The 26,289-nt window shown below is 53.7% G+C and carries 24 protein-coding genes; 16 read left to right on the forward strand and 8 right to left on the reverse strand.

Annotated elements, in window-relative coordinates; translation table 11 throughout:
- Window positions 1–37: 37 nt before the first annotated feature.
- Window positions 38–1,357 (reverse strand): xylose isomerase, encoded by a 1,320-nt coding sequence (xylA, locus tag SD961_RS14880; protein WP_318791120.1) that lies wholly within the window; start codon window positions 1,355–1,357, stop codon window positions 38–40.
- A gap of 350 nt (window positions 1,358–1,707) precedes the next feature.
- Here xylA and xylF point away from each other — a divergent pair, with 350 nt between their 5' ends.
- The 12 genes from xylF to SD961_RS14940 all read left to right on the forward strand — a co-directional run bounded on the left by xylF (window position 1,708) and on the right by SD961_RS14940 (window position 14,698).
- Window positions 1,708–2,703: a D-xylose ABC transporter substrate-binding protein gene (gene xylF, locus SD961_RS14885; protein WP_318791121.1), complete on the forward strand. Its 996-nt coding sequence runs from the start codon at window positions 1,708–1,710 to the stop codon at window positions 2,701–2,703.
- A 30-nt stretch (window positions 2,704–2,733) separates the two neighbouring features.
- The gene (locus tag SD961_RS14890) at window positions 2,734–4,275 is read left to right on the forward strand and encodes a xylose ABC transporter ATP-binding protein (RefSeq protein WP_318791122.1); all 1,542 of its coding nucleotides are present in this window, start codon (window positions 2,734–2,736) and stop codon (window positions 4,273–4,275) included.
- Window positions 4,253–5,434, forward strand: coding sequence for a xylose ABC transporter permease XylH (gene xylH / locus SD961_RS14895; RefSeq protein ID WP_318791123.1), 1,182 nt, complete (start codon window positions 4,253–4,255; stop codon window positions 5,432–5,434). Before SD961_RS14890 ends, xylH begins: the two co-directional genes overlap by 23 nt.
- Window positions 5,435–5,572: 138 nt before the next feature.
- Entirely contained in the window at window positions 5,573–6,751 is a 1,179-nt protein-coding gene (gene xylR, locus SD961_RS14900) for a D-xylose utilization transcriptional activator XylR (RefSeq protein ID WP_318791124.1), read from the forward strand.
- A gap of 216 nt (window positions 6,752–6,967) precedes the next feature.
- On the forward strand, window positions 6,968–7,984 hold the full coding sequence (locus tag SD961_RS14905) for a sulfate ABC transporter substrate-binding protein (RefSeq protein ID WP_318791125.1): 1,017 nt from the start codon (window positions 6,968–6,970) through the stop codon (window positions 7,982–7,984).
- On the forward strand, window positions 7,984–8,817 hold the full coding sequence (gene cysT / locus SD961_RS14910) for a sulfate/thiosulfate ABC transporter permease CysT (protein WP_306211403.1): 834 nt from the start codon (window positions 7,984–7,986) through the stop codon (window positions 8,815–8,817). Before SD961_RS14905 ends, cysT begins: the two co-directional genes overlap by 1 nt.
- The gene (gene cysW, locus SD961_RS14915; RefSeq protein WP_318791126.1) at window positions 8,817–9,692 is read left to right on the forward strand and encodes a sulfate/thiosulfate ABC transporter permease CysW; all 876 of its coding nucleotides are present in this window, start codon (window positions 8,817–8,819) and stop codon (window positions 9,690–9,692) included. The genes cysT and cysW overlap by 1 nt, the downstream gene beginning before the upstream one ends.
- On the forward strand, window positions 9,682–10,770 hold the full coding sequence (cysA, locus tag SD961_RS14920; protein ID WP_318791127.1) for a sulfate/thiosulfate ABC transporter ATP-binding protein CysA: 1,089 nt from the start codon (window positions 9,682–9,684) through the stop codon (window positions 10,768–10,770). The genes cysW and cysA overlap by 11 nt, the downstream gene beginning before the upstream one ends.
- Window positions 10,771–10,850: 80 nt before the next feature.
- Entirely contained in the window at window positions 10,851–11,729 is an 879-nt protein-coding gene (cysM, locus tag SD961_RS14925) for a cysteine synthase CysM (RefSeq protein ID WP_318791128.1), read from the forward strand.
- Between the two features lie 183 nt (window positions 11,730–11,912).
- Entirely contained in the window at window positions 11,913–12,593 is a 681-nt protein-coding gene (locus SD961_RS14930; protein ID WP_318791129.1) for a response regulator transcription factor, read from the forward strand.
- Complete coding sequence (locus SD961_RS14935) at window positions 12,590–13,939, forward strand: ATP-binding protein (protein ID WP_318791130.1); 1,350 nt, start codon at window positions 12,590–12,592, stop codon at window positions 13,937–13,939. The genes SD961_RS14930 and SD961_RS14935 overlap by 4 nt, the downstream gene beginning before the upstream one ends.
- A 63-nt stretch (window positions 13,940–14,002) precedes the next feature.
- Window positions 14,003–14,698 (forward strand): GntR family transcriptional regulator, encoded by a 696-nt coding sequence (locus SD961_RS14940; RefSeq protein WP_318791131.1) that lies wholly within the window; start codon window positions 14,003–14,005, stop codon window positions 14,696–14,698.
- 93 nt (window positions 14,699–14,791) lie between these two features.
- Here the strand turns inward: SD961_RS14940 and crr are convergent, their stop codons facing one another.
- The 5 genes from crr to cysZ all read right to left on the reverse strand — a co-directional run bounded on the left by crr (window position 14,792) and on the right by cysZ (window position 19,794).
- Window positions 14,792–15,295: a PTS glucose transporter subunit IIA gene (gene crr / locus SD961_RS14945; protein WP_306211410.1), complete on the reverse strand. Its 504-nt coding sequence runs from the start codon at window positions 15,293–15,295 to the stop codon at window positions 14,792–14,794.
- Between the two features lie 42 nt (window positions 15,296–15,337).
- Window positions 15,338–17,065, reverse strand: coding sequence for a phosphoenolpyruvate-protein phosphotransferase PtsI (gene ptsI, locus SD961_RS14950; protein ID WP_318791132.1), 1,728 nt, complete (start codon window positions 17,063–17,065; stop codon window positions 15,338–15,340).
- Window positions 17,066–17,282: 217 nt separating this feature from the next.
- Window positions 17,283–17,540: a phosphocarrier protein Hpr gene (gene ptsH / locus SD961_RS14955; RefSeq protein WP_004158914.1), complete on the reverse strand. Its 258-nt coding sequence runs from the start codon at window positions 17,538–17,540 to the stop codon at window positions 17,283–17,285.
- A 391-nt stretch (window positions 17,541–17,931) separates the two neighbouring features.
- Window positions 17,932–18,903, reverse strand: coding sequence for a cysteine synthase A (gene cysK, locus SD961_RS14960; protein ID WP_318791133.1), 972 nt, complete (start codon window positions 18,901–18,903; stop codon window positions 17,932–17,934).
- A gap of 129 nt (window positions 18,904–19,032) precedes the next feature.
- The gene (cysZ, locus tag SD961_RS14965) at window positions 19,033–19,794 is read right to left on the reverse strand and encodes a sulfate transporter CysZ (protein ID WP_318791134.1); all 762 of its coding nucleotides are present in this window, start codon (window positions 19,792–19,794) and stop codon (window positions 19,033–19,035) included.
- Between the two features lie 209 nt (window positions 19,795–20,003).
- Between cysZ and zipA the strand changes: the two genes are divergently transcribed.
- The 3 genes from zipA (at window position 20,004) to SD961_RS14980 (ending at window position 23,275) form a co-directional block, all read left to right on the forward strand.
- Window positions 20,004–20,966 (forward strand): cell division protein ZipA, encoded by a 963-nt coding sequence (gene zipA, locus SD961_RS14970; protein WP_318791135.1) that lies wholly within the window; start codon window positions 20,004–20,006, stop codon window positions 20,964–20,966.
- A 76-nt stretch (window positions 20,967–21,042) separates the two neighbouring features.
- The gene (gene ligA, locus SD961_RS14975) at window positions 21,043–23,061 is read left to right on the forward strand and encodes an NAD-dependent DNA ligase LigA (RefSeq protein ID WP_318791136.1); all 2,019 of its coding nucleotides are present in this window, start codon (window positions 21,043–21,045) and stop codon (window positions 23,059–23,061) included.
- A gap of 1 nt (window position 23,062) precedes the next feature.
- Complete coding sequence (locus SD961_RS14980) at window positions 23,063–23,275, forward strand: DUF3820 family protein (protein WP_318791137.1); 213 nt, start codon at window positions 23,063–23,065, stop codon at window positions 23,273–23,275.
- 82 nt (window positions 23,276–23,357) lie between these two features.
- On the opposite strand, the gene SD961_RS14985 is transcribed toward SD961_RS14980, so the two are convergent.
- Window positions 23,358–24,383: a bile acid:sodium symporter family protein gene (locus SD961_RS14985; protein ID WP_318791138.1), complete on the reverse strand. Its 1,026-nt coding sequence runs from the start codon at window positions 24,381–24,383 to the stop codon at window positions 23,358–23,360.
- A gap of 96 nt (window positions 24,384–24,479) precedes the next feature.
- On the opposite strand from SD961_RS14985, the gene SD961_RS14990 reads away from it, so the two are divergent.
- On the forward strand, window positions 24,480–25,400 hold the full coding sequence (locus SD961_RS14990; protein ID WP_318791139.1) for a LysR family transcriptional regulator: 921 nt from the start codon (window positions 24,480–24,482) through the stop codon (window positions 25,398–25,400).
- On the opposite strand, the gene SD961_RS14995 is transcribed toward SD961_RS14990, so the two are convergent.
- Window positions 25,397–25,747: a FlxA-like family protein gene (locus SD961_RS14995; protein ID WP_318791140.1), complete on the reverse strand. Its 351-nt coding sequence runs from the start codon at window positions 25,745–25,747 to the stop codon at window positions 25,397–25,399. The two genes, SD961_RS14990 and SD961_RS14995, sit on opposite strands and share 4 nt — an antisense overlap.
- Window positions 25,748–26,289: the final 542 nt, after the last annotated feature.

The following is a 26,289-nucleotide window of genomic DNA, read 5'->3' on the forward strand; positions in this document are numbered from 1 at the left end:
GCAGAAGGCGCAGCGGTGGCCGCGCCGTGGTAATGAATTAACCGAACAGGTAGCGATTAACCAGATTCTCCAGCTTTTCCTGCTGCCCGCTCTGGTGCTGAGGTGCCAGATTATGCTGCTCAGCATGGTGAGCGACTGCCTCCAGCGAGAGTTTTCCCTGCAGGATCTGCTGACCCAAATCGCCATTCCAGCTAGCATAACGCTTAGCTACTACCTGTTGCAGGCCGCCTTCCTCAATCATTCTGGCCGCGACCTTCAGCGCCAGCGCCATTGTGTCCATCCCCCCAATATGACCATAGAAGAGATCATATTTATCCGTGCTCTGCCTCCGGACTTTGGCATCAAAGTTCAGGCCGCCGGTGGTAAAGCCGCCCGCTTTCAGAATTTCAAACATCACTAAGGCGTTCTCTTCCACGCTGTTAGGGAACTGATCGGTATCCCAGCCGAGCTGCGGATCGCCACGGTTTGCATCCACAGAGCCAAAAATGCCCAGGGCGATCGCGCTGGCAATCTCGTGGTGGAAAGAGTGCCCGCCGAGCGTGGCGTGGTTGGCTTCAATATTTACTTTGATCTCTTTTTCCAGACCAAACTGTTTCAGGAAACCGTACACAGTTGCCACGTCGTAGTCATACTGATGCTTGGTAGGCTCCTGCGGTTTGGGTTCAATCAGCAGAGAACCCTGAAAACCAGTTTTGTGCTTATGTTCCACAACCATCTGCATAAACCGGCCAATTTGCTCGCGCTCCTGACGCAGGTCCGTATTGAGCAGCGTTTCATACCCTTCACGGCCACCCCAGAGAACGTAATTCTCACCACCCAGCTTTTGGGTGGCATTCATGGCGGTGTAAACCTGCGTGGCTGCCCAGCTGAACACCTCAGGATTGGGGCTGGTGGCAGCGCCTGCGCCATAACGCGGGTGGGTAAAACAGTTTGCCGTGCCCCAGAGCAGCTTAACGCCTGTGGCCTGCTGTTTCTCCGCCAGCAGATCGCTCATGACGGCAAAATTATTCAGATACTCTTTCAGCGACTGACCTTCAGGTGAAACGTCCACATCATGGAAGCAGTAGTAAGGCACGTTGAGCTTCTGGAAAAATTCGAACGCCACTTCCGCTTTACGTTTTGCCAGCGCCAGCTCATCTCCCGCCTGCTGCCAGGGACGCTCAAAGGCGCCCACGCCAAACATATCTGCCCCGGTCCAGCAGAAGGTATGCCAGTAGCAGGCGGCAAAACGTAAATGCTCCTCCATGCGTTTGCCGAGGATCATCTCATCCGGATTGTAATGACGAAAAGCCAGCGGATTAGTACTGCCGGTTCCTTCGTAGCGAACTTGTTCAAGCTGATCAAAATAGGATTGCATGGTTGACTCCCTGATAGTGAGGCCCGGCTGGCGGGATAGCGCCATCTTCGGAGTTGCAACCGGAAGACTCAATTACGATATTTCACACTCAAACTCAGAGAATTATTAAATGTGCGCTATCTCTCATAAATTAAGCTTATTGAGCACAATGAAAGAGATAATGTCGCGTTTATGCCGCAGGTTTTTTCGGCCGGGTAAAAACATGATCGTTGTCATAAAACAAAAACTAAACCAAAAATCGTAATGCACGGGTAAGAATCAGTAATTGCTCAACGTCAGGCAATTGACAACAATCGACTGGACGTTTGGTGAATTATATTATCCCTACACCGTGAAAATAGGTATATAAGATGAAATTCAAGCACCTCTTTCTCTCAGCCTGCGCAGTGTTAGTGCTGGCCACTCAGCCTGGATTCAGCAAAGAAATTAAAATCGGCATGGCGATTGATGATTTACGCCTGGAACGCTGGCAAAAAGATCGCGATATTTTTGTTAAAAAAGCCAAATCCCTTGGCGCGGATGTTTTTGTGCAATCCGCAAACGGCAATGAAGAAACGCAGATGGCGCAGATAGAAAATATGATCAATCGTGGCGTGGATGTACTGGTCATCATTCCTTATAACGGCCAGGTACTCAGTAATGTGATTAGTGAAGCGAAGCGTGAAGGGATCAAAGTGCTGGCCTACGACCGGATGATTAACAATGCGGACATCGATTTTTATATCTCTTTCGATAACGAAAAAGTCGGGGAACTCCAGGCAAAAAGCCTTGTGGAACGCGTGCCGCAGGGCAACTACTTCCTGATGGGCGGCTCGCCGGTAGATAACAACGCCAGGCTTTTCCGTCAGGGGCAGATGACCGTACTGAAACCGCTTATTGAGAGTGGCAAAATCAAGGTGGTAGGCGATCAGTGGGCAGATGGCTGGCTGCCAGAGAATGCGCTTAAGATTATGGAGAATGCGCTGACGGCTAATAATAATCATATTGATGCGGTTGTCGCTTCCAATGATGCCACCGCCGGCGGCGCGATCCAGGCATTAGCCGCACAGGGTCTGGCAGGTAAAGTCGCTATTTCCGGACAGGATGCCGATCTTGCTGCGGTAAAACGCATCATTGCCGGTACGCAAACCATGACAGTCTATAAGCCGATCAGCAAACTGGCTGATGAAGCAGCGAAAATTGCGGTGGAATTAGGATCGGGCAAACAACCTGAATCCAATGCCACATTAAATAATGGAACTAAAGAGGTGAAGTCCTGGCTGTTAACGCCGATTCAGGTAGATAAATCCAATATTGACAGCACAATTGTGGCGGACGGCTTCCATAAAAAATCTGATATTAATTAAATTATCTCATTTCAATGAATGGAGGAAGTTATGCCCTGTTTATTAGAGATGAAAAATATCACCATGCAATTTGGTGTTGTTAAAGCTGTGGATAATGTCAGCCTTAAAGTAGAGGCGGGACAGGTGCTGTCACTCTGTGGAGAAAATGGTTCAGGGAAATCAACTTTAATGAAAGTGCTGTGTGGAATATATCCACACGGCACCTGGCAGGGCGATATTTATTTTAGCGGCGATCTGATTACGGCAAAAAATATCCGTGAAACAGAACAAAAGGGCATTGCTATTATTCATCAGGAACTGGCGCTGGTGAAACAGATGAGCGTGCTGGAAAACATGTTTCTCGGTAATGAATGGGGCCGCTATGGGCTGATGGATTATGAAGCGATGTATCTGCGTTGCCGGAAAATGCTGGCACAGGTGAAGCTGAATATTGACCCCAATACGCGGGTAGGAGAGCTGGGGCTGGGCCAGCAACAGCTGGTTGAAATTGCCAGGGCGCTGAATAAACAGGTCCGGCTGCTGGTGCTGGATGAGCCGACTGCCTCTCTGACGGAGAGTGAGACCGACACGCTGCTGGAGATAATCAGCGATCTGCGCGATCACGGCATCGCCTGCATCTATATCTCGCACAAGCTGAATGAGGTGAAAGCGATCTCCGATCTGATCTGCGTGATCCGCGACGGGCGGCATATCGCCACACGCTCCGCTGTGGGAATAACCGAGGAGGAGATTATCGCTATGATGGTCGGGCGTGAGTTAACGGAACTCTATCCGCAGGCACCCCATCAGATTGGCGAGATCATCCTGCAGGTGGATAACCTCACGGCCTGGCATCCTGTTAATCGCCATATCCGGCGGGTAAATGAAGTTTCGTTTACCTTGCGGCGGGGTGAGATTTTGGGCGTGGCAGGATTAGTGGGATCGGGGCGAACCGAGACGATGCAGTGCATTTTTGGTGCCTATGCCGGGCGCTGGCAGGGGAGCATCTCCGTTAATAATCAACCCGTTCTTATTGAGCATTGTCGTCATGCGATGGCGCTGGGAATTGCCATGGTGCCTGAAGATCGTAAGCGTGACGGCATTGTGTCGGTAATGGGAGTGGGGGCCAATATTACCCTTGCTGCGCTGAAGAAATATAGCGGGCCTTTATCGATGCTGGATGAGGCGCAGGAGCAGGCGACCATTCGGGACTCGCTGGCACGGTTAAAGGTAAAGACCTCATCATCCTTACTGGCTATTGGCCGACTTAGCGGCGGTAATCAGCAAAAGGCTATTCTGGCTCGCTGTCTGCTGCTCAATCCGCAAATTCTTATCCTCGATGAACCGACCCGCGGCATTGATATTGGTGCGAAAGCAGAGATCTATAAATTGATCAATCAACTGGTGCAACAGGGCATTGCTGTGATTGTTGTCTCGTCTGAATTACCGGAAGTCCTGGGCCTGAGCGATCGGGTACTGGTTATGCACGAAGGGCGGATCAAAGCGGATTTGCTTAACCGCGATCTCACTCAGGAAAAGATAATGGAAGCCGCGTTGAGGAGTGACACCGATGTTGAAAAGCACGCAGTCTGAAATAAGTGCGCCCTTGGGACAGAAAAAGCTGTGGTCAGGGGTAAAATCCCTGAATCTGCAGGTCTTTGTCATGCTGGCCGCCATTCTTTTTATTATGATCTTTTTCGCCTTCACCACCGAGGGCGCTTACCTTAGCGCGCGCAATATTTCGAACCTGCTGCGTCAGACGGCTATCACCGGCATCCTGGCGGTTGGAATGGTTTTTGTGATTGTTTCTGCAGAAATCGATCTCTCTGTCGGCTCGATGATGGGGCTGTTAGGCGGTGCGGCTGCCATATTTGATGTCTGGCTGGGGTGGCCCCTGCCGCTCACTATTGTTGTTACGCTGCTGGCAGGTCTGCTGCTGGGCGCCTGGAACGGCTGGTGGGTCGCTTACCGTAAAGTGCCGTCCTTTATCGTTACCCTCGCCGGAATGCTCGCCTTTCGCGGCATTCTGATTGGCATCACCAACGGGACTACCGTTGCGCCAACCAGTAATGCGATGTCGCAGATTGGCCAAAGTTATCTGCCTGGTGGCGCGGGGTTTGGGATTGGCGCTGTAGGTCTGATGCTGTTTGTTGCCTGGCAGTGGCGCCGCCGTGCGCGTCGGGGGCAGCTGGGGCTGCCGGTGGCTGCTGCTGCTGGCGATATCACGCGGCAAAGCCTGATGGCGATCGTGGTGCTGGGCGCAATCTATCTGCTGAATGATTATCGGGGCGTTCCCACGCCGGTGCTGATCCTGACGGCTCTGATGCTGGCGGGCATATTTATGGCTACGCGTACTGCTTTTGGCCGGCGTATTTATGCTATCGGCGGCAACATTGATGCAGCCCGTCTTTCCGGGGTGAATGTGGAACGTACCAAGCTGGCGGTGTTTGCTATCAACGGGGTAATGGTCGCTATCGCAGGCTTAATTCTCAGTTCACGCCTGGGGGCTGGCTCACCTTCAGCAGGCAATATTGCCGAACTGGATGCCATAGCCGCCTGCGTCATTGGCGGGACAAGTCTTGCCGGGGGCATTGGCAGCGTTGCCGGAGCGGTAATGGGCGCCTTTATTATGGCCTCGCTGGATAACGGCATGAGCATGCTGGATGTCCCGACCTTCTGGCAATATATCGTTAAAGGGGCAATCCTGCTGCTGGCGGTCTGGATGGACTCTGCAACCAAGCGTCGTGTCTGAATACGCCAGAATATCTGTCGTCATAACGGCGGGGAGAAAAGCAAAAGGTTCTGTTGCACCTCACAAAACTGACGGCCTTTTTCCTGCCCTTTTGATCTCTGTGCTATCCAGTAGCAGCGTGATTACAGGGGATTCGCAATGCTCAGAAAACGTTTCCGCATTACCTTGTTGTTTAATGCCAATAAAGTGTATGACCGCCAGGTGGTGGAAGGGGTGGGCGAATATCTTCAGGCCTCGCAGTGTGACTGGGACATCTTTATTGAAGAAGATTTTCGCTGCCGCATCGATAATATCCGCGATTCGCTGGGCGACGGCGTCATCGCTGATTTTGATGACCGTGCTATTGAAAAATCACTCCACAATGTCAACGTGCCCATTGTCGGCGTAGGCGGCTCCTACCTGCAGCCAGAGCACTATCCGCCCGTACATTATATCGCGACGGATAATCATGCGCTGGTAGAGGCCGCGTTTATGCACCTGAAAGAAAAAGGGCTGCATCGCTTCGCTTTTTACGGGCTGCCGCCGGAAGGGGGAAAGCGCTGGGCGCAGGAGCGTGAACAGGCGTTTCGTAATCTGGTGGCGGCGGAACAGTATCAGGGCGTGGTCTATCAGGGGATGGAAACCGCACCGGAAAACTGGCAGTACGCACAAAATCGCCTGGCTGACTGGGTACAGACGTTGCCGCAACAAACCGGCATTATTGCGGTGACGGATGCCCGCGCGCGCCATTTACTTCAGGTGTGCGAACATCTGGATATTGCCGTGCCGGAAAAGCTCTGCGTTATAGGGATTGATAATGAAGAGTTAACCCGCTATCTCTCCCGGGTAGCGCTCTCCTCTGTGGTGCAGGGGACGCGCCAGATGGGCTACCGTGCGGCAAAATTACTGCATCAGTTGCTGAATGAGCGTGAACTGCCGCTGCAACGGCTCCTGGTGCCGCCGGTAAAAGTGGTTGAGCGGCGTTCTACCGATTTCCGTTCCCTGCGCGATCCGGCGGTAATACAGGCGATGCACTATATCCGGCATCATGCCTGTAAAGGGATTAAGGTGGAGCAGGTTCTGGAGGCGATTGGCCTTTCTCGCTCAAACCTGGAGAAGCGCTTTAAAGATGAAACCGGGCAGACCATTCACGGTATTATTCACAGTGAAAAACTGGATCGGGCACGAAATTTATTGATCTTTAGTTCCCTTTCTATCAATGAGATTTCGCAGATGTGCGGCTATCCCTCTTTGCAGTACTTCTATTCTGTGTTTCGTAAAGATTACGATATGACGCCTAAAGAGCATCGGGCAAAATATGGCGAGAAACACTATTAAGAGGAGATTGGCCCGGCATAAACGGCTCTCCCTGAAGCCAGCACCCGCTAATACATATGCCTTTTCCCGTGGTTCGCATAACCAATTCCACTCGCTTATAGCGTTTTAAACTTCCAAATCACCAAACGGTATATAAAGCCGTTACTGGTTTTCATCGGGTTATAGATAAACTGAGTGCTCTTCAGGGCGCAAGCCGGAACGCTTTCAGGGTGCAACATGACGTTACCGACAGTGAAAAAAATCTTCAGCAGTGCCGCATTTTCGCTGCTGCTGGCCGGGTCAGCTCAGGCTACAGAGCTGCTGAACAGCTCTTATGACGTCTCTCGCGAGCTGTTTGTCGCCCTGAATGCCCCTTTTGAGAAACAGTGGGCGGAGCAGAACAACGGCGACAAGCTGACCATCAAACAGTCCCATGCTGGCTCCTCTAAACAGGCGCTGGCGATTTTACAGGGCCTGAAAGCTGACGTGGTGACCTATAACCAGGTGACTGACGTAGAGATCCTGCACGATCGCGGCAACCTGATCCCGGCGGACTGGCAGAAACGTCTGCCGAATAACAGCTCCCCGTTTTATTCGACCATGGCTTTCCTGGTGCGTAAGGGCAACCCAAAGAACATCCACGACTGGAGCGATCTGGTGAAAAGTGATGTGAAGCTGGTGTTCCCGAACCCTAAAACCTCCGGCAATGGTCGCTATACCTATCTTGCTGCCCGTGGAGCCGCCGATAAAGCGGATGGCAAAAGCCAGGCGAAGACCACAGAGTTTATGACCCAGTTTCTGAAAAACGTCGAAGTGTTTGATACCGGCGGTCGCGGAGCCACCACCACCTTTGTGGAGCGGGGGCAGGGCGACGTGCTGATCAGTTTTGAGTCAGAAGTGAATAACATCCGCAATCAGTACGCCAAAGAGGGCTATGAAGTGGTGGTCCCCAAAACCAATATCCTGGCGGAGTTCCCGGTGGCCTGGGTGGATAAAAACATCAAGGCTAACGACACCGAAAAAGCGGCCAAAGCTTACCTGAATTATCTCTATACGCCTCAGGCGCAAAAAATCATTACGCAGTACTACTACCGCGTAAACAACCCTGAGCTGATGGCGCAGCAGAAAGAGCGCTTCCCGCCGGTGGATCTCTTCCGCGTTGAAGAGGCGTTTGGCGGCTGGGAGCAGGTCATGAAAACGCAGTTTGCCAGCGGCGGTGAGCTGGATAAATTGTTAGCTGCGGGACATCAGTAATGTTTGCCACCAGAAGTAAGCGTGTACTTCCAGGATTTGGTATCAGCCTGGGCAGCAGCCTGTTTTTCACCTGCCTGATCCTGCTGCTGCCGATCAGCGCGCTGCTGATGCAGCTGTCGCAGATGACGCTTTCCCAGTACTGGGAAGTGATCACCAACCCGCAGGTAATGGCGGCCTATAAGGTGACGCTGCTCTCTGCCGGTGTCGCCTCACTGTTTAACGCCTTTTTCGGCATGCTGATGGCGTGGATCCTGACCCGTTACCGTTTTCCAGGGCGCACGCTGCTGGATGGCCTGATGGATTTGCCTTTCGCCTTACCCACAGCCGTGGCGGGCCTGACGTTGGCCGGGCTGTTTTCTGTTAACGGCTGGTACGGTCAGTGGCTGGCACAGTTTGATATCAAGGTCTCTTACACCTGGCTGGGCATTGCGGTAGCGATGGCGTTTACCAGCATTCCGTTTGTGGTGCGTACCGTACAGCCAGTGCTTGAAGAGCTGGGACCAGAATATGAAGAAGCGGCAGAAACGCTGGGCGCCACGCCGTGGCAGAGCTTCCGCCGCGTTGTTCTGCCCGAGGTCGCACCAGCCTTGCTGGCGGGCACGGCGCTCTCTTTTACCCGTAGCCTGGGCGAGTTTGGCGCGGTGATTTTTATCGCCGGCAACATCGCATGGAAAACTGAAGTGACCTCACTGATGATTTTTGTCCGACTCCAGGAGTTCGATTATCCGGCGGCAAGCGCGATTGCTTCAGTGATCCTGGCCGCCTCGCTGCTGCTGCTGTTTGCGATTAACACCTTACAGAGCCGCTTTGGCCGTCGTATTGGAGGTCATTAATGGCTGATGTAACAGACTTGAAGGGCATGAGCCGCAGCCGCCCCAACTGGGGCAAATGGGTTCTGATTGCGCTGGGCATTGTGATTTCGCTGGCACTGCTGGTAGTGCCGATGGCCGCCATCTTCGCCAGCGCCTTTTCGGAAGGCATCGGCGCGGTGTTCAGCAATCTGCAAAATGGCGACATGCTGCACTCCATCTGGCTCACCATCCTGATGGCGCTGATAACCGTGCCGGTTAACCTGGTGTTCGGTACGCTGCTCGCCTGGCTGGTTACGCGCTTTGATTTCCCTGGACGTCAGCTGCTGCTGACGCTGTTCGATATTCCTTTTGCCGTGTCGCCGGTGGTGGCGGGGCTGATGTATCTGCTGTTCTGGGGCGTGAACGGTCCCGCTGGCGGCTGGCTGGACGCACACAACATCGCACTGATGTTCTCCTGGCCGGGCATGGCGATGGTCACCATTTTCGTGACCTGTCCGTTTGTGGTGCGTGAGCTGGTGCCGGTGATGCTCAGTCAGGGAAGCAATGAAGATGAAGCGGCAGTGCTGTTAGGGGCGTCGGGCTGGAAAATGTTCTGGCGGGTGACCTTGCCGAACATTCGTTGGGCGCTGCTTTATGGCCTGGTTTTAACCAATGCCCGTGCTATTGGCGAGTTTGGTGCGGTCTCGGTAGTCTCGGGATCGATTCGCGGCGAGACCTACACGCTGCCATTACAAGTTGAACTACTGCATCAGGATTACAACACCGTGGGAGCCTTTACGGCGGCGGGCCTGTTGACCCTGATAGCTATTCTTACGCTGTTTCTGAAAAGCGGGCTGCAATGGCGGTTAGAGCAACAGCAGAAGCGCCTGCAACAGGAGGGGAACCATGAGCATTGATATCAGCAAAATTAACAAATCTTTCGGCCGTACTAAGGTCCTGAACGATATTTCACTGGATATCCCTTCTGGTCAGATGGTGGCGCTGCTTGGGCCTTCCGGCTCCGGGAAAACCACTTTACTGCGCATTATCGCCGGACTAGAAAGCCAGAGCAGCGGTCGGCTGAGCTTCCAGGGTAAAGATGTCACGCAGCTGCACGCCCGTGACCGCCATGTAGGGTTTGTGTTCCAGCATTATGCGCTGTTCCGCCACATGACGGTGTTTGACAACATTGCTTTTGGGCTGACCGTGCTGCCACGCCGTGAACGTCCTTCCGCAGCGGCTATCAGGCAAAAAGTCACTAAGCTGCTGGAAATGGTGCAGCTCAGCCATCTGGCTGGGCGTTTCCCCGCTCAGCTCTCCGGCGGCCAGAAACAGCGTGTAGCGCTGGCCCGTGCGCTGGCGGTTGAACCGGAAATTCTGCTGCTTGATGAACCTTTTGGCGCGCTGGATGCGCAGGTGCGTAAAGAGCTTCGTCGCTGGCTGCGTCAGCTGCATGAAGAGCTGAAATTCACCAGCGTCTTTGTGACCCACGATCAGGAAGAGGCAATGGAAGTGGCCGATCGTGTTGTGGTGATGAGCCAGGGCAACATCGAACAGGTCGGCACGCCGGATGAAGTGTGGCGCGATCCCGCAACCCGCTTTGTGCTGGAGTTCCTGGGCGAAGTGAACCGTTTTGATGCTGAAGTGCACGGCTCGCAGTTCCACGTAGGGGCGCACCACTGGCCGCTGGGTTATGCGCCTGCCCACCAAGGCGCGGTAGAGCTGTTCCTGCGTCCGTGGGAAGTTGACGTCAGCCGCCAGAGCAGCCTTGAGACGCCGCTGCCGGTTCAGGTTCTGGAAGTCAGCCCTCGCGGCCACTACTGGCAGGTTACCGCGATGCCTGCTGGCTGGGGAGGGGAGCCGGTTACGCTGGTAGTTGAAGGAATACAAACCGCGCCAGTCCGGGGCGAGCAGCTGTTTGTTGGCCTGCAGCAGGCGCGCCTCTATAAAGGCGAAACGCCACTGCGACAGGTTGCCTTTGCACAAAGCGCCTGATATTTTCATTAACAACAGGGTCAGGCCAGCCTGGCCCTTTTTTATTGCCAGCTTTTCTGGCCTATCCCTGGGACCGCACAGTGACAACCTTAGAAAATACCATCGGCAACACGCCGCTGATTGGGCTTCAGCGCCTGGGGCCTGACAACGGCAGTGAAATCTGGCTTAAGCTGGAAGGCAATAATCCAGCCGGTTCGGTAAAAGATCGCGCCGCTTATTCGATGATCCATCAGGCAGAGCTGCGTGGTGAAATTAAGCCCGGCGACCAGCTAATCGAAGCGACCAGCGGCAATACCGGCATTGCGCTGGCGATGATCGCCGCCATGAAAGGCTACGCCCTGAAGCTGCTGATGCCGGAAAACATGAGCGTTGAACGCCAGGCTGCGATGCGGGCCTATGGCGCGGAGCTGGTGTTAATCAGCCGTGAGCTGGGCATGGAAGGGGCACGCGACCTTGCTGCGGAGATGCAGGCCAGAGGCGAGGGTAAAGTTCTCGATCAGTTTAATAATCCCGATAATCCGCTTGCCCACTATGCCACTACCGGGCCGGAAATCTGGCAGCAGTCCGCCGGGCGACTCACCCATTTCGTCTCCAGCATGGGTACCACCGGCACCATTACTGGCGTAGGGCGTTACCTGAAAGAGCAAAGTGACCGCGTTCAGATTGTAGGATTGCAGCCGGAAGAGGGCAGCAGTATCCCGGGTATCCGGCGCTGGTCTTCCGCCTATCTGCCGGGCATCTATCAGCCCGATCTGGTAGACCGCGTGATAGATATGTCTCAGCAGGAAGCAGAACAGACCATGCGGCTACTGGCGCGTCAGGAAGGCGTTTTCTGCGGCGTAAGTTCCGGCGGTGCGGTTGCCGGAGCGCTGCGAATTGCACAAGAGCAGCCGGGGAGCGTCGTGGTGGCAATTATCTGCGATCGCGGCGATCGCTATCTCTCCACTGGTGTCTACTAATCTTCCCCGCTTCTCTCTTCCTGCAGGTTGCCGGTTGTGCGGCCTGCGCTTTCAACAGCTTATCTTTTACACTCTCGCTGCCGCCCCTCTTTCCTGCTGATACACTGTAAGGATTGGGTAAAACCTGCTGCTATTGTTGCAGCAACAGGTGAAAATAGCGGCTGGATCACTGAGAGAGACTGCATGAAAATTTTACTGGTCGACGACGATCTCGAACTGGGCACCATGCTCAGTCAGTACCTGATTGCTGAAGGATTTGATGCTTCGCTGGTATTAACCGGCAAAGCGGGCGTGGAAGGGGCGATGTCAGGTGAGTATAACGCGATGATCCTGGACATTATGCTGCCCGATATGAGCGGTATCGACGTGCTGCGTCAGGTTCGCCAGAACTGCCGCCTGCCGGTGATCATGCTGACTGCTAAAGGCGACAACATCGATCGGGTCATCGGGCTGGAGATGGGCGCAGACGATTATGTGCCAAAACCCTGTTATCCACGGGAGCTGGTAGCCAGGCTACGTGCCGTACTGCGTCGCGTGGAAGAGCAGCCGGTGATTGTAGAAAGTAAAGAGCTGGCCAGCTGGGGCGACCTGACGCTGAACCCGGCAACACGTATCAGCGAGTGGAAAAAGCAGCCTTTTGACCTGACGGCTTCAGAATTTAACCTGCTGGATCTGCTGCTGCGTTCTCCCGATCGGGTGGTGTCGAAAGATGAACTGTCAGAGAAAGGGTTAGGGCGTCCTCGTGAAGCTTATGACCGCAGCGTGGATGTGCATATCAGCAATATTCGCCAGAAACTGGCGGCTCTGACCAATGACACCATCACTATCGAAACGGTGCGCAGCATAGGCTACCGTATCCGATGAGAGCCGGTTTTAGCGGGCTGTTATTCTGGAAAATCCTGCTGGGGTTCTGGCTGACGTTTCTGATCATGAGCCAGCTACTATGGCTGGGCTTCACGCTTTACGGTAAGCACCACGAACCGCCGGAAAACCTGGCGGCGCGACGCATCGTCAATCTGCAAATGACCTCTGCGGTTTCCGTATTGCAACGTGGCGGCATGGATGCGCTGAACGACATGATGGCCGACTGGTCAGATAACGACCGACGCTTTTTCTCGGTTCAGCTGATGCCAAAGCCGCCGCAGGAGATCCCACGAGAAGATCTGAGCCGTAATTTACGGCCTGGAGATTTCCCCAAAGAGGTGATCGAGTGGGTGACTGGTGCTGACGGGCAGCAATATCAGCTCAGGTATGATGTGCAGGGGCTGCGTGCAGACAGCAACATGGGCGGTCATCCCCATAATTTCCTTAACGTACCGGAGCCACTGCTGTTTATTGCTGGCGGCGGCGGTCTGCTGTTCAGCCTGCTGCTGGCGTGGAATCTGACGCGACCAATGCGCCAGCTTCGTGAAGGATTTACCCGCGTCTCTAAAGGCGACCTTTCCGTACGGCTGTTCCCGACCATGCGCAGGCGCCATGATGAACTGTCGGTAGTGGCGCAGGATTTCGATGCGATGGTTGAGCGGCTCTCGGTGCTGGTCCAGGCCCGCGAGGCGCTGCTGCATGACGTCTCGCATGAGTTACGCTCTCCGCTGGCGCGTCTGCAACTGGCTACGGGTCTGGCAAGACAGACGCCGGAATCGGTGGGCCAGTCGCTGGATCGGATTGATGAAGAGGCCAGACGGCTGGATAAAATGATTGGCGAACTGCTGACGCTCTCCCGCGCGGAACATGAGACGCTGCCCGATGAGCAATATTTCGACCTGCTTGGCCTGCTTGAGGCAGTCACCAATGACGCCCGTTATGAAGCGCAGGTGCCCGGCGTGGAGGTCCTGCTCTACGCTGACGAGGCGGGAGATTACACGGTAAAAGGCGATGCCAAGCTGATCAGGTCTGCGGTTGAGAACGTAGTGCGTAATGCGTTGCGCTTCTCGCTTCAGGGGGAGCAGGTCAGGATCTCTTTGAAGCAGGAGCAGGGCTGGCTGACCATCACCGTTATTGACCAGGGGCCGGGGGTGGATGCGGATAAGCTCTCCAGCATTTTCGATCCTTTCGTGCGGGTGAATTCCCCGCTTTCTGGCAAAGGCTATGGCCTGGGACTCTCTATAGTGCGCAAAGTCCTGTTGGCGCATCAGGGCGACGTCAGTGCGGTTAACGGCAAGCATGGCGGGCTGGAACTGACGCTCCGGCTGCCGCACTGGGTGGTTTAATAGTGATGCAGAGTGCTATGATTGATGGCTAAAATCGTCAGCAGTCACGCGCGTGAGGTAAGGGTGAGTAAATCAGTAACCACTAAGCAACAGGAAGTGCAGCGCATTGTTGAAGCGTTGTCCCTCGCCATCGCTCAGCATCGTTTAAAACCGGGAACGCGGCTGGTTGAGGCGCAGATTGTTGAGGTACTGGAGGCGAACCGGAATCACGTTCAGTCAGCTTTGCAACGGTTGGCGTTACAGCATATCGTCACCATTGAACCAAACCGTGGCGCGATGGTAGCCAAGCCGGAAGCCCGTGAGGCGCGAGAGATTTTCACTGCCCGTCGCGCCATTGAGAGCGCGATTATTGCCTGTATCACTCCGGAGCTGATGGCGGTTCATCTCAGCGAGCTTGAAGCGCAGCAGAGAACGGAAAAAGAGGCCATTGCTCATCAGGATCGCCGCGATATCGTTCGTGAATTCAGCCGGTTCCATCTGTTGCTTGGTGAAATCAGCGGTAATAAAGTGCTGAGTGAAATTCTGGCTAACCTGATGGTTCGCAGTTCACTGATTGTTGCCCTTTATCAGCGTAATGATGTGCCTTCGTGTCAGTGTGACGAGCATGGCGCTATCGTTGAGGCGCTGAAAGAGGGGGATGTAATACGGGCGCAGTCAGTGATGAATGACCATCTTAACGAGCTGGAACAGCAGCTTGATCTGCATGACTTTTCACCGGATCCCTTAAGCCTGCGTCAGGCACTCACGCTCTCCTCCTGAGACCAATTGCGTGCTGGTTTGTGCTGAGCCGGTTAAGCCGAAAAAAAAGCCCCCTGATTGCTCAGCGGGCTTTTTTATGGACGCAACAGGCCGTTACTTTTTGATGCGGATCACAGGCGTTTCACCCACAACCACAGAACCTGTCAGTTTAACCAGCTCTTTGATCTCATCCATGTTAGAGATGACAACCGGCGTCAGCGTAGATTTCGCTTTTTCTTCCAGAAGTGGCAGGTCGAATTCAATAACCACATCGCCTTTTTTCACTTTCTGGCCTTCTTCCGCGATGCGCTTGAAGCCTTCACCCTTCAGTTCAACCGTATCAATTCCGAAGTGGACAAACAGCTCAATGCCGTTGTCGGATTCAATGGAAAATGCATGATTGGTTTCGAAAATTTTCCCGATGGTGCCATCAACCGGCGCTACCATTTTATTGCCAGTAGGTTTGATAGCGATACCGTCGCCAACAATTTTCTCTGCAAACACCACGTCCGGTACGTCTTCGATATTGACGATTTCACCAGACAGCGGTGCTACGATCTCGATGGCTCCAGATGCGGTATCTGACTTATCGCCAAAAAGTTTTGAAAACAAACCCATGATCTTCTCCTAAGCAGTATTATTGGGCCAGCGTTCCAGGTCTCAGCAAAGTGTTTTTTCTTCAATGAATTTGTTAACCAGATTCATCAACTCATCCGCTGTGGGTTGAGCCATAGCCTGCTCTGCTAATGCCTTCGCATCTTCAAAATTCGTATTACGAATAATTTTCTTGATGCGCGGGATAGAAATGGCACTCATGCTGAATTCATCCAGCCCCATTCCCAATAACAACAGTGTAGCACGTTCATCGCCAGCCAGCTCACCACACATCCCTGTCCATTTGCCTTCAGCATGAGACGCATCAATAACTTGCTTGATAAGTGTCAGCACGGAAGGGGTCATTGGGTTGTAGAGATGAGAAATCAGATCGTTGCCGCGATCTACCGCCAACGTGTACTGGGTCAGGTCGTTGGTACCGATACTAAAGAAATCGACTTCTTTAGCCAGATGATGCGCGATGGCCGCGGAAGCAGGCGTTTCCACCATAATTCCGGTTTCAATCGTTTCATCAAAGGCTTTGCCCTCTTCACGCAACTGCGCTTTCAGTGTCTCCAGCTCAGCTTTTAACGTACGCACTTCCTCAACGGAGATAATCATCGGGAACATGATGCGCAGCTTGCCGAAGGCAGAAGCACGCAGGATAGCGCGCAGCTGGGCATGCAGAATTTCCGGACGATCCATCGCGATGCGGATCGCTCGCCAGCCGAGGAACGGGTTATCTTCTTTTGGCAGGTTCATATAGGGCAGGTCTTTATCGCCGCCAATGTCCATGGTACGCACGATAACGGCCTGAGAGCCCATCGCTTCCGCCACCGCTTTATAAGCCTGGAACTGCTCTTCTTCAGTTGGCAGTGACTCGCGGTCCATAAACAGGAACTCGGTACGGTACAGGCCCACGCCTTCAGCACCGTTACGCTCTGCACCGGCAACATCACGCACGGTACCAATGTTGGCGCAAACCTCAACCTGATGGCCGTCCAGCGTGATGGCTGGCAGATCTTTCAGCTTCGCGAGATCGTTTTTCTCTGTCACATACTGATTATGAATAGCCTTAAGCTCTTCAATCTGCTCTGGGGTCGGGTTCACATAAACCTGGTTGTTAACGCCGTCCAGAATCAGGTAATCGTCGTTTTTCACCTGGCTGGTCACGCTGCCGGTGCCAACGATGGCGGGCAGCTCCAGCGAGCGTGCCATAATTGAGGTGTGCGAGGTGCGGCCACCCAAATCAGTAATAAAGCCCAGCACCTTGTTGAGGTTCAGCTGCGCGGTCTCTGAAGGGGTTAAATCCTTCGCCACCAGCACCACTTCGTCAGCGATAGCGCTGAGATCAACAATATGCAGGCCAAGAATATTTTGCAGCAGACGCTTACCGATATCACGTACGTCGGCGGCGCGCTCTTTCAGGTATTCATCATCCAGCTCTTCCAGAGCTTTAGCCTGACCTTCAATCACCGAGAAGGCAGCCGCATCGGCAGAAGCCAGCTCGTCTTTAATCAGGGCTATGATTTCCTGTTCCAGCTCTTCATCTTCCAGCAACATAATGTGGCCTTCGAAGATCGCTTCTTTCTCTTCACCGAATGTTTCACCGGCTTTGATTTTGATCGCTTCCAGCTGCGCGGCAGCTTTGGTGCGGCCATCAAGAAAACGCTGAACTTCCTGCTCAACCTGGTCGGCAGCAATTTTTTTCCGGTTGATGACTATTTCATCTTCTTTCAGCAAAAGCGCTTTGCCAAAAGCGATACCCGGTGATGCTAAAATACCTGAAATCATAACCCTACCTTTTTAATGACTAGTAATCACCTGAGGCGATCAACCCAGAAACTGTTGGCTAATCCACTCAGCGAGCCAGCGTTATCAGCTGCCATCGTCTCGCGCTGGCTGCCCCACTCTGTACTGGAAGGTACTCTACGAAAGCAACAACGCGGACGTGCTGTCCGCGATCAATATGTCTGCATTCAGTTGGCTGGCTCAGCCTGAGAAGGGGAGCTTATTCGAGCTCTGCCATCAGCTTAACCAGATGTTCTACCGCTTTCTGCTCATCTTCACCTTCAGCAGAAAGAGTCACAACGGTTCCCTGAGTCAGACCCAGGGTTTGCAGTTTGAACAGGCTCTTGGCGCTGGCTGATTTGCCGTTAGAGGTCACGGTGATATCTGATGCAAAAGCTTTCGCTTCTTTCACGAACTGTGCAGCAGGGCGAGTATGGAGGCCATTAGGTGCGGTGATAGTAACTTCTTGCTGGAACATTCTTTTTCCCCAACTTAATTTGGTTAGATGTTATCGACCTAAAGTCTAGCCTGGTGACAGGACTTTAGCCTGGATGAGTCGCGCTGGCATGCGTACTAAGACGCGCCAAAAAATGCGCTGTTAAGGGCAGAAAGGAGGCCGCGCCACTTTGCCGCTTTCGTCTCGCTTTCCTTTTCCCATTATGCCGCGAATTACGCTGCCGCGCCAAATGAGTAAATCGATTCAGCTTGATCCATCGCACAGTACGATTAATTTTGCGGATCGAAATAATGGTGGCTTTGATACCAGACACCCACGGGTAAAAGCAATCTGTAGCGTGGTAAAACTTTGACATGCTCCACAAAAAAGCACCCGTTTGGGTGCTTTTTTAGACAAATCTGGGTCAGTAAGCTTACTGCTGCAACTCTTTTTCAGTAAAGAGATCGGCAAACAGAGCGGTACTCAGATAACGCTCGCCGGAAGAGGGTAAAATCACCACAATCGTTTTGTTGGCAAATGCTTCTTCTTCCTGCAGCTTCAGCGCGGCGGCAACGGCAGCACCGGAGGAGATCCCGGCAAGAATACCTTCCTCTTCCATCAGGCGACGGGCGGTAGAGATAGATTCTTCGTTGGTAATAGCGACTACGCGATCGATCAGATTCAGTTCAAGGTTGCCCGGAATAAAGCCAGCGCCGATGCCCTGAATTTTATGCGGGCCGGGCTTGATCTCTTCACCGGCCAGCGCCTGGGCGATAACCGGCGAGTCGGTAGGTTCTACCGCAACGGAAATCAGATCCTTTTTGCCTTTAGTGTTTTTCAGATAACGGCTAACCCCGGTCAGGGTTCCGCCTGTTCCAACACCAGCGATAAAGACATCTACGTTGCCATCGGTATCTTCCCAGATTTCCGGGCCGGTGGTTTTCTCATGGATCTCCGGGTTTGCCGGGTTGCTGAACTGCTGAAGCAGAACAAATTTGTCCGGATTTCCCGCCACAATCTCTTCCGCTTTGGCAATTGCGCCTTTCATCCCTTTAGCGCCTTCGGTCAGGATCAGGTTAGCACCCAGCGCTTTCAGCAGCTTGCGGCGCTCCACGCTCATGGTTTCTGGCATGGTCAGGGTCAGCTTGTAACCCCGTGCCGCAGCGACATAGGCCAGTGCAATGCCGGTATTACCGCTGGTAGGTTCCACCAGCTCAACGCCGGGTTTTAATATGCCACGCTTCTCGGCGTCCCATATCATATTGGCACCGATACGGCATTTCACGCTGAAGCTCGGGTTACGGGATTCCACTTTGGCCAGAATGCGTCCGTTACCGATGCGGTTCAGTCGAACCAGCGGCGTATGGCCGATTGTTAACGAGTTGTCTTCATAGATCTTGCTCATAGCCCGTCCTTAACTGTGTGAAATTTGGGAAACGCTACGAGCATACCCGCTTCAGTTTCTCAAGGAAGTGATGAAATCGTATATATATATGTTAAGCAGCAATAAGGGCAACTGAAAAGGCATAAGGCCTTACTTTACTCGTCCCAGCGTGGCGCGATAACGGTCAACCCACATCGCTGTCGCCCCGCAGACGGCTACCGGCATAATCGCCAGATTCAGTATAGGGATCATGGTAAACAGGCTGACCAGCGCCCCAAACTGCATATTGTCAGTTTTGTTACGACGCAGTGCGGCCCGCATCTGCTGGAAGCTGACTTTATGGTTATCGAACGGATAATCGCAGTATTGAATGGAGAGCATCCAGGCGCTGAACAGGAACCACAGTACAGGGGCAACCGTCTGACCAAACCCAGGCACAAAGTAGAGTATCAGTAAGATCAGGGCGCGGGGCAGGTAGTAAGCGAGCTTTTGCCACTCACGCTTCATGATGCGGGGCAGGTCCCTGAGCAGGGCAGACCAGCCGCTGTCCGGCAGCGGTTTTCCCGTCAGTCGGGCTTCAAGCTGCTCCGCCAGCAGGCCACAAAACGGGGCGGCAATCCAGTTAGCAAGGGTAGAGAAGAAGTAGCTGAAGACCAGTACGATGGAAATCACCGTCAGCGGCCAGAGCAAATAGCTTAACCATTGCAGCCAGTCGGGAACTTTCGCCATCAGCGCCGGGAGCCACTGCCCCAGTTGCCAGAAAAGCCAGATAAAGGCACCCCCCATCAGCAAAAAATTAACCAGCAGCGGCACGATAACAAAACGGCGAATACCTGGCAGCCGGATCAGTTTCCAGCCTTGGGCAAAATAGTGTATGCCGTTGCCGGATTTCGGGTTGAAATTAGAGGTCATGGCCTGATTTTCTCCTTACAGACGCTTCGGTAGCATGGCTATTTACGCGTACCAGTGTGCTTTTGAACGAAAAAACAGCAAAAAACCGTGTTGATACACGCTTATTTGTCAGAAAATACTGCACGGACTTGCACTTGTTATCCAGGGCAAATACAGTTAGAGGATAAAGTTTGCCGCGGTGGCAAGGTATTGGAACAACAGAGAATACAATGATGCAGGATTTGCGTCTGATATTAATCGTTGTTGGCGCGATCGCCATAATAGCGCTTTTACTTCACGGCTTGTGGACCAGCCGTAAAGAGCGCTCATCCGTTTTTCGCGATCGCCCTCACAAGCGTTTAAAACAGGATAGAGAAGAGGCATTTGACGACGCCGATGATGGCGTAGGTGAAGTGCGTGTGAAACGTTCGCGTGCAGAAGAGCCGGTTTCTCCGCCTGCTTTTGGGGCTGATGAAGCGCCGCCGCGCCCGACCAAACCTCGTGCTCAGCCTGAGCCAGTGCGTCATCAGCATCCGGTTGATGAACAGCCCGAGCTTGATCCGCTGTTTGGCGGCGAGCTGCCGCATGCACCTGAACCGGAATATGATTTCGATGAGGAACCGGAACCGGTTAGTCAGCCGCAGCCAGAAGCACCGCGTCAGCCTGCAGAAAATGCGGCTGGCGTGAAGCCAGAGGTTGCTCCAGCTCCTGAATTTAAACCAGAGCCTGCGCCTGAGGCGGCACAGCCTGTAGCGCCCAAGCCTGAACGGGCGAAAGAAACGGTGCTGGTTCTGCACGTGGGGGCACATGCAGGTGGCGTATTGAATGGTGAAGCGCTGCTGCAGGGCGTGCTTCAGGCGGGTTTCCAGTTTGGTGAGATGAACATTTTCCACCGCCACCTGAGTCCTGCCGGTAGCGGCCCGGTGCTGTTCAGCCTGGCAAATATGGTCAAGCCTGGCTCCTTCAACCCGGACGAGATGTCTGATTTCTCCACGCCTGGCGTCTCTATCTTTATGATGGTGCCTTCTTATGGCGATGCGAATCAGAACTTCAAGCTGATGCTGCAATCCGCACAGCGTATCGCGGATGATGTCGGCGGCGTGGTGCTGGATGATGAACGTCGGATGATGACGCCGCAGAAGCTGGAAACCTATAAAAACCGTATTCGTGACGTCATTGAGGCCAACGCCTGACGCGTTGAGTCTTAAGGTAAGCTTCCCCTTTCAATGCCCCCGCCAGTCGGGGGTTTTTTATCTCTATGGTGCCGCTATGGAATCCTTACAAGACAAAATTACTGCGCTGCAGACCACGCTTCGTCATCATGAATATCAGTACCATGTGATGGACAACCCTGAGGTGCCGGACGCTGAATACGATCGGCTGATGCGTGAACTGCGCGACCTGGAAGCGGCCCACCCTGAGCTGATTACGCCGGACTCGCCTACCCAGCGGGTGGGGGCCGCGCCGCTCGGTGCGTTTGAGCAGGTACGGCATGAGATGCCGATGCTGTCGCTGGATAACGTTTTTGATGAAGAGAGTTATCTTGCCTTCTACAAGCGTGTGCGGGACCGCCTGAAAAACAGCGACGACATTACCTTCTGCTGCGAACTGAAGTTAGATGGTCTGGCCGTCAGCCTGCTGTATGAAAACGGTTTGCTGGTCCGGGCGGCGACGCGCGGCGATGGCACCACCGGAGAGAACATCACGGTTAACGTGCGCACCATCCGCGCCATTCCTCTTCGCCTGCATGGCGAGAATATTCCTGCTCGCGTGGAAGTACGTGGTGAAGTCTTTATGCCGCAGGCTGGCTTTGAAGCATTAAACGAGGAAGCACGCCGCACCGGCAGCAAGGTTTTTGCTAATCCCCGTAATGCGGCCGCAGGTTCGCTTCGCCAGCTCGATCCCCGTATCACCGCTAAACGTCCGCTGACCTTTTTCTGCTACGGCGTGGGGCTGCTTGAAGGCGGCGAAATGCCAGGCAGTCACATGGCGCGTTTGCAGCAGTTTAAGGCGTGGGGACTGCCGGTAAGCGACCGTATTCGCCTCTGTCACAGCAGTGATGAGGTGCTGGCTTTCTACCGTCAGGTTGAGCAGGATCGCGCCACGCTGGGCTTTGATATTGATGGTGTGGTGATCAAAGTCGACTCGCAGGATCTCCAGGAGCAGCTCGGTTATGTGGCACGAGCGCCACGCTGGGCGATTGCCTTCAAATTCCCGGCGCAGGAACAGATGACCACAGTACGTGATGTCGAGTTTCAGGTGGGACGCACCGGCGCTATCACGCCTGTAGCGAGGCTGGAACCGGTTCAGGTTGCGGGTGTGATGGTGAGTAATGCCACATTGCACAACGCCGACGAGATCGATCGTCTTGGGCTGCGCATTGGCGACAAGGTCGTTATCCGTCGTGCTGGCGACGTTATCCCTCAGGTAGTCGGTGTGGTGGCTTCTGAACGTCCGCAGGATGCCAGGGAAGTGGTTTTCCCGACGCATTGCCCGGTCTGTGGTTCCGACGTTGAACGCGTGGAAGGCGAAGTGGTGGCTCGCTGTACGGGCGGGTTGATCTGCGGCGCGCAACGGAAAGGGGCGCTTAAGCATTTCGTCTCCCGAAGGGCGATGGATGTGGATGGTCTGGGCGATAAAATTATCGATCAGTTGGTGGAGAAAGAGTACGTCAAAACGCCGGCAGACCTGTTCACGTTGACTGCAGGCAAGCTTACCGGGCTGGATCGCATGGGGCCGAAATCGGCGCAGAATGTGGTCAACGCGCTGACAAAAGCCAAAGAGACCACGCTGGCCCGTTTCCTCTACTCACTGGGTATCACGGAAGTAGGTGAAGCGACCGCCGCAAACCTGGCTGCGCATTTTGGCTCACTGGAAAAAATTATTGCCGCCGATCTCGATGCGCTTATTGCCGTTCAGGATGTGGGTAAGGTGGTAGCCAGCCATGTCCGAAACTTTATGGATGAAGAGAGCAACCGCGAGGTTATCCGTCAGCTGGTGGAAGAGGCGGGCATTAGCTGGCCTGCGGTGGAAGTGGTTAATGCGGAAGAGATCGACAGTCCGTTTGCCGGTAAAACGGTGGTACTTACCGGTTCGCTGAATATTCTCTCGCGCGATGAAGCCAAAGATCGCCTGACGGCGCTGGGTGCCAAAGTCAGCGGCAGCGTCTCGAAGAAAACCGACCTGGTAATAGCGGGCGAGGCGGCGGGTTCCAAGCTGGATAAGGCGCAGGAGCTGGGCATTGAGGTCATTGATGAAGCGGAGATGATCCGTTTGCTGAGCGATTAAAGTGGAAAAAGAGAATCTGCTGGAAATTGCCAACACCCTGATGCCGTTTGGCAAATACAAGGGCAGGGCGCTGATCGATCTGCCGGAAGAGTATCTGCTCTGGTTCGCCCGCAAGGGTGAATTCCCGGCGGGCCATTTGGGTGAGCTTTTACAGCTCACCCTGGCAATAAAGGTTGAGGGACTGGAAGGCCTGGTCAGACCGTTGAAACGTTAAGTAAACTCAACCGCCGCTTCATAAAATGGAAAACCAGCTAAGGGATCTCCTTGCTGGTTTTCTGTTAGCGGGTACTGAGCAATCAGTGAAGTGATTTCTGCGACTCAACCACCGGGCCTTTGCCCTCCTGAAGTTTTGCCGCCCGCTTCTCACCCGCTTTTTTATATCGCTGTGCCAGCATTGAACAGACCATCAACTGTACCTGATGGAAAATCATCAGCGGCAGCACAATAATCCCGACAGATGCGGTGGGGAACAGGATATTCGCCATTGGCACACCGTTCGCCAGGCTCTTTTTCGAACCGCAAAACAGGATGGTGATCTCATCCGCACGGTTAAACTTAAACAGACGCGCCACCAGCAGATTGATAGCCAGAGCCACAAACAAGATGCCCAGACTGCCCACCAGGATATAGAGCAGAGTAGCAGCGCCCACGCGATGCCAGATGCCGTTCACCACCGCCTCGCTGAAGGCGGAATACACCACCAGCAGGATCGAAGCCTGGTCAGTTTTACCAATCAGTCCACGGTTTCTCTCTACCCAGCCAGCAATCCAGCGGCGTGAAATATGCCCCAGCACAAATGGTACCAGCAGTTGCAGCATGATTTTACCAATCTGCTCCAGGTTACCGCTGGCCGCATCGTTATGCACGTTCATCACCAGACCAACCAGCAGAGGGGAAATAAAGACGCCAAGCAGGCTGGAGGCGGATGCGCTGCATACGGCAGCGGCAACGTTTCCGCCTGCCAGTGACGTCAGGGCAATGGCGGACTGAACAGTAGCTGGCAAAATACAAAGGTAGAGAAAGCCGGTATAAATTTCTGCGCTAACAGGCAGGGGATGCAACCATACAAACAGCAGGCCGAGAAGTGGGAACAGCACAAACGTGCTGCACATCACCCAGAGGTGCAGGCGCCAGTGGCCACCACCGGCAATAATCTTTTCGCGTGAAAGCTTTGCGCCGTGCATAAAAAACAGCAGCGCAATGGCAGCGGTTGTAAGCCATTCAAAGAAATCCACAAAGTGCCCACGCGCAGGCAGAAAGGTTGCCAGCAGCACGGTGATAATCAGTTTCAACATCAGTGGATCAATACGAAAAATGCCCATTGTTAATGCCTGGTTAAATAAATAATGATCGCTATTGTGCGGCAGGTGGGTTTAGAAATAAAATTGATTTATTGAATACATATATGAATAAATCAGATGAATTATACGCTCAGGCAGCTTCGTGTTTTTGTCGCCGTAGCCCATCAGGGTAGCTTCAGTCAGGCCGGGCAGCTGATTGGGCTTAGCCAGTCGGCAGTCAGCCACAGTATTAAAGAGCTGGAAGGGGAAATGGGCATTCGTCTGCTGGATCGGACCACGCGCGAAGTGCTGCTGACTGAAGCGGGCGAGCAACTTGCCAGTCGTCTTGAAAGGCTGCTGGAAGAGCTTAACACCACCTTACTGGACGTACGCAGCTATGGGCAGCAAAGAAGCGGCACTGTGCGTGTCGCGGCAAGCCAGACCATCTCAGCCCATCTTATGCCGCAGTGTCTGGCCGCAGGTCAGGTGCACTTTCCGGAAATCAGAGTGATGTTGCGAGACCGCCCGCAACAGTGGGTACTGCAAAGCATCCGCAATGCTGAAGTCGATTTCGGCATTGTTATCGGGCCGCTGCCGGTGGAAGATTTTGCCTGTGAAGCCATTCTTGATGAACCCTTTCTACTGCTTTGCCGGCAGGATGACCCGCTGGCGGCACAACAGACAATTCACTGGAATATGCTTAATAAGCGCCAACTGGTTTTACAGGATTACGCTTCCGGCAGTCGTGTACTGATTGATGAAGCGCTGCGGGTGCAGCAGGTACAGGCGGAGATTGTGCAGGAAATTGGTCATCCCGCCACGCTCTATCCGATGGTGGAAGCGGGGATTGGCATCAGTATTTTACCGGCGCTTGCACTCCCCTTACCACAGGGCAGAGCGTTGCTGGTCAGGCGAATGGTGCCGGAGATCAACAGAACTATTATGCTGGTACGACGGAAAAATCGTTCGCTGACGCCCGCCGCAGAGGCTATCTGGCAGGAAGTGCGCCAGCAGGCTGCCCTGCTGACGCAGCAACGGGAAATTACACCAGCGTTTTAAATATACACATCCAGCGCATTGCTTGCCGTTGGACGGTTAACGCCGTCACCCGATTTAGCAGTGACGGCCGTTTCAGCTTTATTGTTACTCTGCTGCTCCTGCGCTTTCTCAGCCTGCTGTTGCTCAATCTGAGCTATCTGCGCCTCAATCAGCTGGATTTGGGTTTCTATCAGCTGTTGCTGTTCAGATTTTTGCTCCGTCGTCAGCGTGTCATCCGTTCCCAGCGACTTCAGCTGATTCTGTAGCTGAGTAATCTGCTTGTTAAGGCTGGCGATCTGAGAAGTTGACCCGCCGCCTGAGCTTCCGGAGCCAATTGAAGTGGTGGAGTTGGTATTGATTGTTGTCATCGCTCTCTCCTGTGTAATAGACCAGTACGGTTATCGGTCGGTGTGGCAGAAGACTTGATAAGAGAAATCGTAAAATTAGTGCTAAGAAAGTGAAAAGGGAGTGAGGGGTTGCAATGAATGCGGAGACTGTTTTTGGAAAGCAAAACGCTGGGCAGCGGTAAGCGTCGTCCCAAAGCCGTGATAAAAAATTAAAAGCGGGTGCGGTGGTAAGGTGTTACTACGGAGCACGCTATCCGGGACGTCGCAGTGCGAAATGTTAACTTTGATATATTGCGCGGCATTAGCGCAAACCTGGCTGCCGCATCCCTGCGGCAGACACTCGGTTAACGTGCTCCGGGGTGCCACCCGTTAAATTCAGTGTTGCTGGCTGGCCTGGTGTTCACACAGGTCAAAACCGGATCGGTGCAAAGGTGTCACCCCGGAGTGCCTTATCCGAGACGTCGTGAATCCATCCCTGGAGACTTGGCTGCCGCATCCCTGCGGCAGACACTCGGCTAATGCACTCCGGGGTGCCACCCAACGAATTCGGTGTTGTTGGTGAG

Origin of the sequence: Erwinia sp. MMLR14_017, from assembly GCF_033657285.1 — a bacterium.
In the GTDB taxonomy this organism is placed as follows: domain Bacteria; phylum Pseudomonadota; class Gammaproteobacteria; order Enterobacterales; family Enterobacteriaceae; genus Erwinia.

What these genes read in the sequence shown, in the direction of transcription:
- xylA (WP_318791120.1), bottom strand. Translation starts at nt 1,357, where the DNA reads ATGCAATCCTATTTTGATCAGCTTGAACAAGTTCGCTACGAAGGAACC.
- xylF (WP_318791121.1), top strand. Translation starts at nt 1,708, where the DNA reads ATGAAATTCAAGCACCTCTTTCTCTCAGCCTGCGCAGTGTTAGTGCTG.
- SD961_RS14890 (WP_318791122.1), top strand. Translation starts at nt 2,734, where the DNA reads ATGCCCTGTTTATTAGAGATGAAAAATATCACCATGCAATTTGGTGTT.
- xylH (WP_318791123.1), top strand. Translation starts at nt 4,253, where the DNA reads ATGTTGAAAAGCACGCAGTCTGAAATAAGTGCGCCCTTGGGACAGAAA.
- xylR (WP_318791124.1), top strand. Translation starts at nt 5,573, where the DNA reads ATGCTCAGAAAACGTTTCCGCATTACCTTGTTGTTTAATGCCAATAAA.
- SD961_RS14905 (WP_318791125.1), top strand. Translation starts at nt 6,968, where the DNA reads ATGACGTTACCGACAGTGAAAAAAATCTTCAGCAGTGCCGCATTTTCG.
- cysT (WP_306211403.1), top strand. Translation starts at nt 7,984, where the DNA reads ATGTTTGCCACCAGAAGTAAGCGTGTACTTCCAGGATTTGGTATCAGC.
- cysW (WP_318791126.1), top strand. Translation starts at nt 8,817, where the DNA reads ATGGCTGATGTAACAGACTTGAAGGGCATGAGCCGCAGCCGCCCCAAC.
- cysA (WP_318791127.1), top strand. Translation starts at nt 9,682, where the DNA reads ATGAGCATTGATATCAGCAAAATTAACAAATCTTTCGGCCGTACTAAG.
- SD961_RS14930 (WP_318791129.1), top strand. Translation starts at nt 11,913, where the DNA reads ATGAAAATTTTACTGGTCGACGACGATCTCGAACTGGGCACCATGCTC.
- SD961_RS14935 (WP_318791130.1), top strand. Translation starts at nt 12,590, where the DNA reads ATGAGAGCCGGTTTTAGCGGGCTGTTATTCTGGAAAATCCTGCTGGGG.
- crr (WP_306211410.1), bottom strand. Translation starts at nt 15,295, where the DNA reads ATGGGTTTGTTTTCAAAACTTTTTGGCGATAAGTCAGATACCGCATCT.
- ptsI (WP_318791132.1), bottom strand. Translation starts at nt 17,065, where the DNA reads ATGATTTCAGGTATTTTAGCATCACCGGGTATCGCTTTTGGCAAAGCG.
- ptsH (WP_004158914.1), bottom strand. Translation starts at nt 17,540, where the DNA reads ATGTTCCAGCAAGAAGTTACTATCACCGCACCTAATGGCCTCCATACT.
- cysK (WP_318791133.1), bottom strand. Translation starts at nt 18,903, where the DNA reads ATGAGCAAGATCTATGAAGACAACTCGTTAACAATCGGCCATACGCCG.
- cysZ (WP_318791134.1), bottom strand. Translation starts at nt 19,794, where the DNA reads ATGACCTCTAATTTCAACCCGAAATCCGGCAACGGCATACACTATTTT.
- zipA (WP_318791135.1), top strand. Translation starts at nt 20,004, where the DNA reads ATGATGCAGGATTTGCGTCTGATATTAATCGTTGTTGGCGCGATCGCC.
- ligA (WP_318791136.1), top strand. Translation starts at nt 21,043, where the DNA reads ATGGAATCCTTACAAGACAAAATTACTGCGCTGCAGACCACGCTTCGT.
- SD961_RS14985 (WP_318791138.1), bottom strand. Translation starts at nt 24,383, where the DNA reads ATGGGCATTTTTCGTATTGATCCACTGATGTTGAAACTGATTATCACC.
- SD961_RS14990 (WP_318791139.1), top strand. Translation starts at nt 24,480, where the DNA reads ATGAATTATACGCTCAGGCAGCTTCGTGTTTTTGTCGCCGTAGCCCAT.
- SD961_RS14995 (WP_318791140.1), bottom strand. Translation starts at nt 25,747, where the DNA reads ATGACAACAATCAATACCAACTCCACCACTTCAATTGGCTCCGGAAGC.